The 13,535-nt window shown below is 59.2% G+C and carries 11 protein-coding genes; 3 read left to right on the top strand and 8 right to left on the bottom strand.

Annotation, left to right across the window (positions count from 1 at the left end):
• Window positions 1-69 precede the first annotated feature (69 nt).
• The 3 genes from EYD00_RS00405 (at window position 70) to EYD00_RS00395 (ending at window position 4,474) form a co-directional block, all read left to right on the top strand.
• Complete coding sequence (locus tag EYD00_RS00405) at window positions 70-1,782, top strand: long-chain fatty acid--CoA ligase (protein ID WP_004439720.1); 1,713 nt, start codon at window positions 70-72, stop codon at window positions 1,780-1,782.
• Between the two features lie 110 nt (window positions 1,783-1,892).
• A complete protein-coding gene (gene pgi / locus EYD00_RS00400) occupies window positions 1,893-3,518 on the top strand; it encodes a glucose-6-phosphate isomerase (protein ID WP_004439717.1) in 1,626 nt (541 codons plus the stop codon).
• 86 nt (window positions 3,519-3,604) lie between these two features.
• Window positions 3,605-4,474: an ornithine carbamoyltransferase gene (locus EYD00_RS00395; protein ID WP_004439716.1), complete on the top strand. Its 870-nt coding sequence runs from the start codon at window positions 3,605-3,607 to the stop codon at window positions 4,472-4,474.
• A gap of 16 nt (window positions 4,475-4,490) precedes the next feature.
• On the opposite strand, the gene EYD00_RS00390 is transcribed toward EYD00_RS00395, so the two are convergent.
• The 8 genes from EYD00_RS00390 to scpC all read right to left on the bottom strand — a co-directional run bounded on the left by EYD00_RS00390 (window position 4,491) and on the right by scpC (window position 13,496).
• Window positions 4,491-5,219, bottom strand: a complete 729-nt coding sequence (locus EYD00_RS00390) for an esterase family protein (RefSeq protein WP_004439714.1) — start codon at window positions 5,217-5,219, stop codon at window positions 4,491-4,493.
• Entirely contained in the window at window positions 5,216-6,181 is a 966-nt protein-coding gene (locus EYD00_RS00385) for an acetylxylan esterase (RefSeq protein WP_004439711.1), read from the bottom strand. The genes EYD00_RS00390 and EYD00_RS00385 overlap by 4 nt, the downstream gene beginning before the upstream one ends.
• Before the next feature lie 125 nt (window positions 6,182-6,306).
• Window positions 6,307-7,233: a carbohydrate kinase family protein gene (locus EYD00_RS00380; protein ID WP_004439708.1), complete on the bottom strand. Its 927-nt coding sequence runs from the start codon at window positions 7,231-7,233 to the stop codon at window positions 6,307-6,309.
• A 98-nt stretch (window positions 7,234-7,331) separates the two neighbouring features.
• Entirely contained in the window at window positions 7,332-8,030 is a 699-nt protein-coding gene (locus EYD00_RS00375; protein ID WP_004439706.1) for an orotate phosphoribosyltransferase, read from the bottom strand.
• A gap of 147 nt (window positions 8,031-8,177) precedes the next feature.
• Window positions 8,178-9,215, bottom strand: a complete 1,038-nt coding sequence (gene pyrC / locus EYD00_RS00370) for a dihydroorotase (RefSeq protein ID WP_004439702.1) — start codon at window positions 9,213-9,215, stop codon at window positions 8,178-8,180.
• 112 nt (window positions 9,216-9,327) lie between these two features.
• The gene (locus EYD00_RS00365; protein ID WP_004439700.1) at window positions 9,328-10,365 is read right to left on the bottom strand and encodes a 4-hydroxyproline epimerase; all 1,038 of its coding nucleotides are present in this window, start codon (window positions 10,363-10,365) and stop codon (window positions 9,328-9,330) included.
• A gap of 124 nt (window positions 10,366-10,489) precedes the next feature.
• Window positions 10,490-11,812 carry an alpha/beta hydrolase gene (locus EYD00_RS00360; protein WP_004439698.1) on the bottom strand — a complete coding sequence of 441 codons (1,323 nt, stop codon included), beginning with the start codon at window positions 11,810-11,812 and terminating at the stop codon, window positions 10,490-10,492.
• A gap of 187 nt (window positions 11,813-11,999) precedes the next feature.
• Window positions 12,000-13,496, bottom strand: a complete 1,497-nt coding sequence (gene scpC, locus EYD00_RS00355) for a succinyl-CoA:acetate CoA-transferase ScpC (RefSeq protein WP_004439696.1) — start codon at window positions 13,494-13,496, stop codon at window positions 12,000-12,002.
• Between the last annotated feature and the right edge of the window lie 39 nt (window positions 13,497-13,535).

The raw sequence follows: 13,535 nt of genomic DNA, 5'->3' as shown, positions 1-13,535 counted from the left end.
AGGCAGCCGAAAGCGCTGTTCACGCGTTCCACAGAATGCGCGGCGCGAAGAGACTCTGGGAGGAGCAGCATGAGTGAATTGTCCCTGGGACACCCGCAGAACGCCGTCATTGGGAAGCGCTGGCTGTCTTCCTATCCGCCGGGCGTTCCTTCCGAAATTCCCGTATCGACCAATGCCTCCCTCGTCGATCTTCTCGAAAAGAGCTGTGTGCAGTTTGCCGACCGGAAGGCCTTTTCCAGCATGGGAAAGTCGCTGACCTACCGGGAACTGGACGCTGAAACCCGAGCCGTCGCCGCCTGGCTGCAGTCCAGAGGACTGGAAAAGGGCGACCGGGTTGCCGTGATGATGCCGAACATCCTGCAAAATCCGGTTGCGGTCTATGGAATCCTGCGGGCAGGCATGGTGGTGGTCAATGTCAATCCGCTTTACACACCGCGCGAGCTGGAACATCAGCTGAAGGATTCCGGCGCGAAGGCGCTTTTCGTGCTGGAGAACTTTGCACATGTGGCGCAGCAGGCGGTGCCGAAAACCGCGGTGCGGCACGTGGTCGTCGCGGCGATGGGCGATCTTCTCGGCCTCAAGGGACATATCGTCAATCTGGTGGTCCGCAAGGTCAAGAAACTGGTGCCCGCCTATACCATTCCCGGCTCCATCAGCTTCAAGGCGATGCTGAAGGAAGGTCAGGGATTTTCGCTGAAGCCGGTCAGCCTCACGGCGCAGGACATTGCTTTCCTTCAATATACCGGGGGCACGACGGGTGTATCCAAGGGTGCGGTTCTCACGCATGCCAACCTTCTGGCCAACAAGCTTCAGATCAGCCTGTGGCTGGACGCCGCCTTCAACGGCCAGAAGGATCGCCCTGAAGTTCTCAACTTCATCTGCGCGCTGCCGCTCTGCCACATCTTCGCCTTGACGGTGAATTCGCTGATGGGCATTGCGCTTGGCGGCCACAATCTGCTGATTGCCAATCCGCGCGATATTCCCGGTTTTGTGAAAGAATTGTCGCATTATCAGCCGCATATTTTCCCCGGCATCAATACGCTTTTCAACGCGCTGATGAACAACGAGGATTTCCGCAAGCTCGATCTGTCGTCGCTCATTCTGGTTCTCGGCGGCGGCATGGCGGTGCAAAGGCCTGTCGCGGAACGCTGGCTTTCCATCGTCGGCTGCCCCATTGCGGAGGGTTACGGCCTCTCCGAGACATCGCCGGTTGCCACCGTCAACCGCCTCGATTCCACGGAGTTCAGCGGAACCATCGGCCTGCCGATCTCTTCCACCGAAATCGATATTCGCGACGAGGACGGCAACAGCCTGCCCACCGGAGAGGTCGGAGAAATCTGCATTCGTGGGCCGCAGGTGATGGCGGGTTATTGGCAGCGGCCGGACGAGACGGCAAAGGCGATGACATCAGACGGCTTCTTCCGTTCCGGCGACATGGGCTTCATGGATGAACGCGGTTATACCAAGATCGTCGACCGCAAGAAGGACATGATCCTCGTCTCCGGTTTCAACGTCTATCCGAACGAGGTGGAGGAAGTGGCCGCCAGCCATCCAGGCGTCCTGGAATGCGCCGCCATCGGCGTTCCGGACGAGCACTCCGGCGAAACCGTCAAGCTTTTTGTGGTCAAGAAGGACCAGTCGCTCACGGAAGCGGAACTCAAGGCTTTCTGCGCCAAGAACCTGACAAACTACAAGCGGCCGAAGATCATCGAGTTCCGTACCGAGCTGCCGAAATCGAATGTCGGCAAGATCCTGCGGCGCGAATTGCGCAATCTGAACTGAACGAATTCGAGCCGGGTGACCGGCTCTTTTCTTTTATCGAAGCCGCCTTGATTTGGCCGCCTGAAAAAGAATAGTTTCCTCATCCTTCCACGGAAGCCGAGGAGCACGAGATGCAGGCCACCATCGAAAAACTGAAAGCAACGGCGAGCAGCACAGCCGCAACCGATCTTCGCGCCGCCTTTGCGGCCGATGACAAGAGATTCAGCCGTTTCAGCGCCAAGTTCGATGACCTGCTGATGGATTATTCCAAGTGCGCCGTGAATGAAGAGATCGTCACGCTTCTCGAACAGCTTGCACAAGAAGGCGGCGTCGAGGCCAAGCGCGAGGAGATGTTCTCCGGCAAGGCGATCAATTTCACCGAAGACCGTGCCGTCCTGCATACCGCGTTGCGCAATCGCGCCAACACGCCGGTTCTCGTTGACGGCAAGGACGTGATGCCCGATGTGAACGCGGTTCTGTCTGCCATGGGCAAGTTTGCCGATGCCATCCGTTCCGGTTCGCTGAAGGGCGCGACCGGTAAAAAGATTACCGATGTCATCAATATCGGCATTGGCGGTTCCGACCTCGGCCCGGTCATGGCAACGCTGGCGCTGGCACCTTTCCATGACGGCCCGCGGGCGCATTTCGTCTCGAACATTGATGGCGCGCATATTGCCGATACGCTGAAGCTCATCGACCCCGAGACGTCGCTCTTCATCGTGGCGTCGAAGACCTTCACCACCATCGAGACGATGACGAACGCCGCCACGGCGCGCCGCTTCATCGCCGAAAAGCTGGGTGAAGACGCCGTCAAGCATCACTTTGCCGCGGTTTCCACAGCGCTGGACAAGGTTACCGCCTTCGGCATCGAAAGCGACCGCATCTTCGGTTTCTGGGACTGGGTTGGCGGCCGTTACTCGATCTGGTCTGCCATCGGGCTGCCGCTGATGATCGCCATCGGTCAGGATAATTTCGGCAAGTTCCTGGATGGCGCCCACGCCATGGATCGCCACTTCCGCGAGGCGCCGGTCCGTGAAAATCTGCCGATGTTGCTCGGCCTGATCGGTTTTTATCACCGCAACGTACTGAATTACCCGACGCGGGCGATCCTGCCCTATGACCAGCGGCTCTCGCGTTTCCCGGCTTATCTGCAGCAGCTGGACATGGAATCAAACGGCAAGGGTGTGACCATCGACGGCACGCCGGTCGAAGGCCAGTCCGGCCCGGTCGTCTGGGGCGAGCCCGGCACGAATGGTCAGCACGCCTTCTATCAGCTGATCCACCAGGGCACGAGCGTCATCCCGGCGGAATTCATGATCGCAGCCAACGGTTTCGAGCCCGAACTGCGCCACCAGCACCAGCTTCTCATCGCCAATTGCCTGGCGCAGTCGGAAGCGCTGATGAAGGGGCGGACGCTGGCTGAGGCAAAAGCCCAGCTCACCTCCAAGGGCGTGGACGACAGACATGCGGATTTCATTGCGCCGCACCGTGTCTTCACCGGCAATCGTCCGTCCATCACCTTCGTCTACGACAAGCTGACGCCATTCGCGCTTGGCCGCCTGATCGCGCTTTACGAACATCGCGTCTTCGTCGAAGGCGTGCTGTTCCGCATCAACTCCTTCGACCAATGGGGCGTGGAGCTTGGCAAGGAACTGGCGACCGGCCTGCTTCCGGTCGTAGAAGGAAAGGAAAGCGCCGCTGGCCATGACAGCTCTACGCAGGGCCTAGTGAAGGCGCTGGCGGGTCTGGCGGGGTAAATCCAGGCACTGCAATTTACGAAAGCCGGAGGGCGACTTCCGGCTTTTTTCAATGCAGCGTGATCGAATGTCATTTGGAGGTGCATATGTCGTTCCGGCCGGGCAGGGACTTTCTGGAGTTTCACAACCTGAGTGCGGACGCGATCTTCTCGATCATCGACCGCGCGTGCGCTCTGGCCGAGGACTGGTTACAAGGCACGATGCCACAGACGCTCAAGGGAAAACGTGCCGGGCTGATCGTTGACGACACCGGCTGGCGCAATACCGCCGCCTTTGATCTCGGTATCCAGGCGATGGGCGGCACCTGCGTTACCGTTCCGATCAACTTTAACGGCCGAGAAGAGATTGCCGATCTGGCTGGTTATCTCGACAATTGGTTCGATCTTTTGATTATCCGCACGAAGGAACTCTCGACACTTCGGGCACTTGCAGCCGACATGCGCGCACCTGTCATCAACGCGCGGACAAAATTCAATCATCCATGTGAAACGCTTGGTGATTTAGCCTATGTGAAAAGCCTGAGGGGCCAGACAGCCGGCCTCAAAATCGTCGGTGTGGCACCGGACGCCAATATTTTACGCTCTTGGGTCGAAGCCTCGATTTCACTGCCCATTCAGGTCACGCAGGTTTACCCGGATCAATGGCACGTCACGGATGCCGCGCTCATCAATCCGAACTTCCGGGCAAGCACGGACATGGATGAGCTACTGGATGCGGATGTGGTCATTACCGATTCCTGGCCGTCCGACGCCAATCATCATCTGGCCGATTATCGTATATCCGCGTCCCTTCTCGACAGGATGCGGCCTGATGTGATTTTTTTGCCCTGTCCGCCAGTCTCGCGTGGCCAAGAGGTGACCGCGGACGCAATGGCCCATCCGGCCTGTCAGAGCCGGTCGGCAAAAGCTTTTCTTCTACATGCCCAGAATGCCCTGATGGAATTTCTTCTCGCCTGAGGCACGGGCTCCAGCCTCAAATATAAAGCGCCGCCATCTTGCGCCACGCACCCGCCCGATGCGCGCGGCCTTCCCATACATGCATCTGGTGCCCCACCTGCTTGCCCGAAAGCACGCGGCTTAAGTGGTGATTGTTGTCCAGAAAGGGGTCTGCATCGCCAATGGTGAAGACCATGTCGATGCGGCGCAGGTGATCGAGCCGCCATGGGCAGTTTAACCCGGGAAGAAAGTGGCTCGGCATGTGGAAATAGACGTCATCGTCATAATAGCCGTCGAATAGATCACCGAAAGACTCCACCTCCATCGTCAGGTCATAGCGGCCGGAAAAAGCGACGAGCTTGGTGAAGAGATGCGGGTGACGGAAGACGAGGCTGGCGGCCTGAAAGGCACCGAGGCTGCAGCCCTGCACGATGGTGCTGCCGCGCGGATTTTTCTCCGCCATCAGCGGCAGCACTTCGCCCAGAATATAGGCCTCGAGTGCGGCGTGACGTCGGAGACGGTCGGCGGGGTGATTGTGGCCCGCGTAGAAACTTTCCCGTGCCAGACCCTCGATACAATAAAGCTGGAGGTGGCCGGCCTCCAGCTTGTGGGAAAGACTTTCGACGACGCCCAACTCCTCATATTCGAAGAAGCGCCCGTCGCGTGTCGGGAACATCAGCACCTTCGCGCCGGCATGACCGAATATCAGGAGCTCCATGTCGCGATGGAGCCTGTGACTATACCAGCGGAGATATTCGCGTTTCATGGCACCTTGAAAAACCGTCTGACCTTGTCCTTATGGACCGCATCTTGCGATGCGCTGTCAGGGTAATCGAAATGCCCGGCGTCGAGGATGAAGATTTCATTAAATTTTGACGGCGGCAAAGCGTTGGCCACCGCGAACTGGCAGGGCGGCGCCACGGCTGGATCAAAAAGCGCAGGCGCAATCAGCATGGGCACGCTTATGCGGGCGGCCGCGCAGGCCGCATCGAAGAGGCGCAACGTTTCAAGCACATGGGCGTGCGTCTTCGCATAGGTCTGGACGGCGTCCGCGCTGCCGACCGTTGGCAGCGTCAGCCAGAACGGTCGGTGGCCGAAGGTCGGCACGACGAGATGGCCGCGGTCGATACGCTTATCATAAGGGATCGCAAGAGCGCCGATACCACCCCCGAAGCTGATGCCGCTATAACCCACCTGCCCTTCCAGCCAGGGATAAAGGCTGACAAGCGTCGAGACCGCGATCCAAAGGTCATCGACACAGCCTCCGATAATATAATCGTCTTTCCGCTCGATATTATAGAGAACGTGAAGGGCCGGATCGGATGAAATCGGCGGACAGGCACTCAGCGACAGTCCACGAAAGCAGGGAAACAGCACGGCTGTCTCTTCCACCGGCACATCGAAATCAGGCTCGCCGCGCCCGCCATAACCGTGGCCGACGATCAGGCCGCGGCGGACCTGTCCTTCGCGCGGCAACAGCAGCCATCCACCGATACGGAAACCGTCGGTGGAGGTGTAGGTCAGATCGAGGACCTGCCAACGGGGATCGCTCAGCTTGCTCCGGCGCAGCACCGGGCGCGGATCAGTGGCGAGCGCGCGGCGATAGCGCTTCTCCCAGAAGTCATCGAAACCGGGTGGCGCTTCCGGGGGCGTGATGGCAAGCAACTGCTCGCGTTGCATGCCGTAGGTCGGGTCGAAATCAAAGGGATGGGCTGTTGAAACACTCATGCGACGCTTGTTTCTCGAAAAAACAGCAGACACAAGCTTGATAATACCGAAATAACGGTTTTTCACGATTTTGGCGGCGTGATGCGTGTTGAACCATCTTTTCAAAATGGTTCAACCCTAACCCATCACAAGCCGATTTCGTGCGCAAAAGGCGGATTGGCGCCAGCGCGCGAAACGGTGACTGCCGCCGCCTTTGCACCGAGCGCAAGCGCCTTTCTGATCTGCTCTTCCGTCAGTGACGCCACCTGCGCCTTGGTCAGCAGGCCCTGCATTTTTAGCGAAGCCAGAATGCCGGCATCAAAGGTGTCGCCCGCACCGACGGTGTCCACCACCTCCACGCGTTCAGAAGCAACTTCGACCTTCAGGCCGGTCGTATAGCCAACGGCGCCTTTCGCACCGCGGGTGACGACGACCAGCTTTGCGCCGTGGTGCAGCCAGTGGCGGGCGAGTGTATCCTCATCCCCTTCCAGACCGAACCAGGCAAGGTCCTCATCCGAGAACTTGACGATATCGGACATGGCGGCCATGCGGCGGATGCGGGCCATATGCGACTGCTTGTCCTTGATGAAGCCGGGGCGGATATTGGGATCGAGCGAGATGACACGGCTTTCTTGCTCGCGCGTCATCAGCGCTTCATAGGTGCTGCCGCAGGGTTCGGGGATGAGGCTGATGGCTCCGAAATGCAGCGCTTCGCAATCGGCGCCCAGCGCCGGAAGCTCGGCTTCGGTAATCATCCGGCCGGCGGTGTTCTCGTCATAAAAGGCATAGGTCGCATGACCGTCGACCAGCTTCACGAAGGCGATGGTGGTCGGGCGCGAAAGAGTGGCGCAATAGCTGAAATCCACGTTGCTGGCGCGCAGGGTCTCCCGCAGGATATCGCCCATCATGTCATCGGAAAGACCGGTGAAAAAGGCGGAGGGAACGCCGAGACGTCCCAGCGCGATAGCCGTGTTGAAGACCGCACCGCCTGCATAAGGGGCAAAACCCGCCTCTCCCAGCGTTGTCTGCCGGGGCAGCATGTCGATCAGGGCTTCACCACAACACAGGATCATTACGGTCCTCCTCAAAACAGCAAATCAAATGGACTTAAATCGATTTAGACGAAGATGGATCGGAAGACCAGCCACAAGCTGGCCACCCGCATCCGAAATCAAGATTGCGGCAATTCGCTGACACCGCCGCGCTTTGCAGACCAGGGCAGCGGGTTATCGAGGAAGGCTTCAACCTCGGAGAGGGTCTTTTCGTCGAACAGTTTTTCAGCCCGGGCAACGGCCAGAACATCGCGCCAGGTCGTCAGGTAATGCAGCTTAACATTGCCGTTGGCAAAGCGTGCTTCCGCCTCCTGGAAGATGCCGTAATAGAAGAGTGCGATGCCGTGATCGACGATGCCGCCCGCCGCACGGATGGCGTCGATAAAGGTAAACATCGAACCGCCTGCGGTCGTCAGATCCTCGATGACGAGAACGCGGGCACCCTCGGGCATATGTCCTTCGATCTGGGCATTGCGGCCATGGCCTTTCGGCTTCTTTCGGCAATAGATCATCGGAAGGCCGAGACGCTCGGCAAGGAAAGCGGCGAAGGGAATGCCCGCAGTTTCGCCGCCGGCCACACAGTCAAACTTCTCGAAACCGGCCTCGCGCAGGACAGCCGCCGCCGCAAAATCCATGGCTGCGGAGCGAATGCGCGGGAAGGAGATGAGCTTGCGCATGTCGATATAGACAGGGCTCTTCATGCCTGACGCGAAGGTGTATGGGCTTTCGGAATTAAAATGGACCGCCTTGATTTCCCACAACATTTTGGCAACCAGTTCGGCAACGACGGCGCGATCGGTGAATGTGAAGTGGTTCATAGGCGTTCTCCTTTTAGGTCTTGGTTTCTCGCTCCGAAAACCCGGATCGGTGTTCGGAAAGCACGCGTCTTTGTTCGGTATTTCGTGCGCCAGCCGAGGTGCCGGCGGACCATAACAAAACCGCCGGCAGTGCCGGCGGTCATAAAATCAGTTTACATCCCAATGAAGCGGGAACATCGGATCGAATACGGTCACCGGCCCGGCGCCCGTTTCGATCTTGGCGGGGAATGACACTGGCTCGTCGCGCTTGACCAGCGTGATCGTCTCCTCATTCGGCGCCAGACCATACCAGGCCGGGCCGTTGAGCGAAGCGAAAGCTTCCAGCTTGTCGAGAGCGTTTTCGTCCTCGAAGACATGGGCAAGGCAGCTCATCGTATTGATGGACGTGTAAATGCCCGCGCAACCGCAGGCGCATTCCTTCAGCGGGTCCACGTGCGGCGCGGAATCCGTGCCAAGGAAAAAGCGCGCATCGCCAGAGGTCGCGGCAGCCCGCAGCGCAAGCCTGTGCTCCTCGCGCTTGGCGACGGGCAGACAGTAATAATGTGGCTTGATGCCGCCAACCAGAATGGCGTTGCGGTTGATGATGAGATGATGCGTGGTGATCGAGCCGGCCAGATTGGCCTTGGAAGACTTGATATAGTCAACGCCATCACGGGTGGTGATGTGCTCCATCGTCACCTTCAGCTCCGGCAGGCGCTGGCGCAGCGGTTCCAGAACCGTCTCGATGAAGACCTTCTCGCGGTCAAAAATATCAACTTCCGGCGTTGTTACTTCTCCATGCACGCAGAGGGGCAGGCCGATCTTCGCCATGCGCTCCAGAACAGGCATGGCCTTGTTAAAATCGCGCACACCGCCGTGGGAATTGGTTGTGGCACCGGCGGGATAAAGCTTTACGGCGGTAATCAGGCCGCTTTTCTTGCCCTCTTCCACGTCGTCGGCCTGCGTGTCCTCGGTCAGATAGAGCGTCATCAAGGGCTCAAAGCTGTCGCCCGCGGGAATGGCCTTGACGATGCGATCGCGATAGGCGCGGGCATCTGCGGTGGTGACAACCGGCGGCACCAGGTTCGGCATGATGATGGCGCGGGCGAAATGACGGCTCGTATCCCCGATCACCCCTTCCAGCATGGCGCCATCACGAAGATGCAGGTGCCAGTCATCAGGGCGGCGCAGGGTGAGCGACTTCATCGGGATACCTCGGAGCATGATGGAATTGCGCCCGCTTAGCATCTTTTGTCGCGGGAAAACAGCCGCCCGACACGATCAGGCAGCCGTAAATGTCATTTTTTTGAAGCGCGCTTCAGATGTTGCCCGCTTCCGGACCCCAAACGTCGGTCATGGCAAAACCATCGGCCAATGGGTCGAAAGGATCGAGGCCGACCTGATGGAGACCAAAGGTGAAACCACGACCCGCGATAGTGGGAATGACGGCCGGACGGCCCGCCACCTCGGTGACGGCGGAAAGGCCGACATCAAATTCCGAACCGATGATCGAGCGGGATTTATACTCGTCGCCCACCTTCACCTTGCCGCGCGCATAAAGCGTGGCGAGATTGGCGGAATTGCCCGTGCCGCAGGGCGAACGATCCGCCCGGCCGGGCCACATGGTGGTGCAGGTGCGGATGGAGCCATCGGAGTCCACATCGCGGAACATCACATAGGCCACGCCCGATATGGCGGGGATTTCGGGATGCACAACGGTCATTTCGCGGTTCACCAAATCCTTAAGGATCATGCCCGCAGAGACCAGCTTTGCGGCATTGGCTTTTTCGATCGTTAGACCAATCTGACGCACATCCACCAGCGCATAAAAAATGCCGCCATAGGAGATGTCCATCGTCACCTTGCCCCATTGGGGTGTGTCGATGCTGACATCAAGCGCATGCACGAAAGACGGCACCATGGTCAACTTGACCTTTTCGCAGCGCCCGTCACGGCAGGTGGCCGTTGCCTTCACCAGACCGGCCGCCGTTTCCAGAATGATGACGGTTTCCGGTTCGTGCATCTCCACCATGCCGCTTTCCAGAAGCGCAGTCGTCGCGCATATGGAATTCGATCCGGAGCTGGCATGCGCCTGGTCCGGCTGAAGGATGACGAAGGCGGCGTGCGCATCCGGATGCTTCGGCGGCAGCAGAAGATTGACCGAGCCCATGGGCGTGCCGCGCGGCTCCAGCGTCAGGAAGCGACGAAGCGCCTCTCCCTTTGGGTCGGTATTCATCCAGTGAAGCTGTTCAGCCACCGTATTGCCGGGAATTTTCGGCGCGCCGCCGGTGACGACACGGCCGATTTCGCCTTCGCAATGAACATCGAGAAGCTGAAGGGTGCGTTTCCAACGCATGGGGTCTTACTCCGAAAAGGGTTGTCGACCGACCATACAGATAAAAATACAAGCTGTATACAAATCTGCGACGCTCTGTGACAAAAAGCGCCTAGCGTTCCCGCTGCCCCTAACGCATCGCAGTTTAGCGATTGCGGCATTCCGCCCGGTTTCGATTGGCAGCGGCATCGCAATTGATCCTTGACGACTGAAGCGCCTGATCGTCCACCACGGAGCCGGCCGTATCACCCACCGATCCCACGGTATTTTCCACCGAGCGGCCAAGCCGCTCCACCTGCCTGCCGTAGTTTTCCCGCGTGCGGGGATCGAACACAGCAATTGGCGCGCTGACCACAACGCTCGCTGCTGTTCCCACCGTCTGCGCGGCACCGATGCTGACGGCGCCCAAGGCTTCGCCCAGGCCGACATCAGAATCCGTCACGGTCTGGCCCGCGATGAGGCGGTCGCCGATCAGACGCACGACCTCCGGGCTTTCGGCAAACTTGCCGTGGTTCAGGCGGTCACCCGATTGCAGCTTCGTCAAATCGAGAACCGTGATACCGGCCTTTTCCAGCTGGCTGCTGTAGGGCTCAACGGAAGGATCGATCTGGCCAAGACGGTCAACATTGCCGGAAATGCGGCGCGACAGGCTGAGCGCGCGGTCATCCTGCGAAACGAAGAGCGTGAATTTCGGTGGTGTCTTGCCGAGGCTCGCGAACTGGCGGCTGAAGACATCCACGTCGAGATCAGGTGCTGCCAGAATGACGTTGCCGATCTTCGGATCGACGCGGCCATTGCGGATGGCCATCTGCCGCAACGCCTCCACTGCAAGCCAGGTGCCCATGGAGTGCGCCATGACCGTGACTTCACGGATGGATTTGTCTTTCGCCAGCCGCGTCAGCATCTCTTCCAGCGCGTCACGGGAATAGTTGGTGCTTTCCTTGTCGTAATTATAGTCGAAGATGCTGGCGCGTGACGGCCAGGTGAAGACGACGGGCACGACATCGGTTCTGGAATCATGGACGATCTGGGCAAATCGATAGACGGATTCCTCGTAGCGGTTGTTGAAACCATGCACGAAGACCAGCACGCGGCGGTCCTTTTCAATATGCCGGCCGATCCAGCTTCGCGTCTCGGCTTCGGAGCGGATGGGCTCGACCGCAACGGTAGTGAAATCCTTCAGCGGATTGGGCGGCAGCTTCTTCGGCCACTGCACCTGCCCGACCTTGCGGTTGGCGTCTGGCGGTATCGAGACGGTGACCGCGTCGACCTTCAGCCCCGTACCCCGCTCGCCGCCGAAAAGAACCGCAGGATTGTCAGACGGCGCGCGTGTCGTCGCGACAAGGAGATTCACCGGCGTCGTACCGGCCACTGTTTGTCCCGTTGGCGTCATCACTCCGATCGGCCGCCCACCGCAACCGGCAAGCAGGGCAACAATCGCGATCATGGCGACGAAGCGAATGGGCATTACATCACTCTCCTGCAACCCTGAGGCAGCCGGGTCGCTGCCGAGAGAGAGGATTTTCTACCGGAGGCGGAACTGACGCGCCAGCAACCACAGCGAAGTGGCGGATGATTTCCATCCCGGTGTGTCCAAACGGACCCAATTTCGCGTGGGCGCGTCCGATACCTCAGGCTGGATTCCTGATCCGCCGCTATTTCTGCGGCAGCATGGTGCCCCTTTCACGCAGGGCGCCATGCCACGAAAGCGCTTCTTCGATGAGATGCGGCGTGTGCCCTCCCCGCGAGACTGCCCGCTGGAAATAGTCCGTTAGCGCATCACGATAGGCCGGATGCACGCAGTTCTCGATGATGACCGCTGCGCGTTCACGAGGCGCAAGGCCACGAAGGTCGGCAAGGCCCGTCTCGGTCACGAGGATATCGACATCATGTTCGGTGTGATCGACATGGCTGACCATGGGAACGACGCTCGATATGGCGCCGCCTTTGGCGATAGACTTGGTGACAAAGATGGACATATAGGCGTTCCGGGCAAAATCCCCCGAGCCGCCGATGCCGTTCATCATATGCGTTCCCCCGACATGGGTCGAATTGACGTTTCCGTAAATATCGAATTCCAGCGCCGTGTTGATGCCGATGATACCGAGGCGACGGATAACTTCGGGATGATTGCTGACCTCCTGCGGGCGCAGAATGAGCCTGCTTTTATATTCGGCCAGACGCGGCATGACCCGCTCATTCATGGCGGAGGACAAGGTGATCGACGAACCCGACGCGAAAGTCAGCTTGCCCGCATCGAAAAGTTCGAATGTGGAGTCCTGCAGTACCTCCGAATACATTTTGAGATCGTGAAACGGCGTATCAATGAAACCGTGCATCACAGCATTGGCGATCGTGCCGATGCCGGCCTGAAGCGGCTGAAGTTCGTGGGTCATACGGCCTTGACGCACCTCGTTCAGCAGGAATTCAGTGAGGTGGCCGGCAATGGCCCTGGTTTCATCATCCGGCGGCAGCACTGTCGAGAAGCTGTCGCTCTTGTCACTCAGGACAATAGCGGCGATCTTTTCCGGCGGCACCGGAATGAAGGGTAGTCCGACACGGCTATCCGTCGCCACCACCGGGATGGGCATGCGGGTTGGACGTTTTGCGGGAATGAAGATGTCGTGCAGCCCCTCCAGCACCTCGGGCTGGGACAGGTTGATCTCGACGATCACCTTATCGGCCAGGATGGCGAAACTCGCGGAATTGCCAACGGAGGTGGTGGGCACGATGCCACCTTCAGCCGTGATCGCCACGGCTTCAACGATGGCGATATCGACGCCGTGAATCTGACCGCCGCGCAATTGCTCGACGGTCTCGGAGAGATGCTGGTCAATGAACATGACCTTGCCGTCATTGATCGCCTTTCGCAAAGCCGGATCGGACTGGAACGGCATGCGACGCGCCAGCATGCCCGCCTCGACCATGGTCTTGTCGAGATCATTGCCCAGCGATGCCCCCGTCATCAGGGTGATTTTCATGGGATGCAGCTTGGCATGCTCCGCCAGCGCCAGCGGCACCGCCTTGGCCTCGCCGGCACGCGTGAAGCCACTCATGCCCACAGTCATGCCATCCCGAATGAGACTGGCGGCCTCTTCGGCACTGACGATCCGGTTCAAAAGGGACGCGTTGCGAATACGCTTTTCAAGCATGCACTTCTCCATGATCTGCAATCACGATGGCACGGCATT

This window comes from Agrobacterium sp. 33MFTa1.1 (assembly GCF_004328495.1).
GTDB classification, from domain to species: Bacteria; Pseudomonadota; Alphaproteobacteria; order Rhizobiales; family Rhizobiaceae; genus Agrobacterium; species Agrobacterium pusense.
The sequence above is the reverse complement of the archived record's forward strand: the minus strand, read 5'-3'. Positions and strand labels throughout refer to the sequence as shown.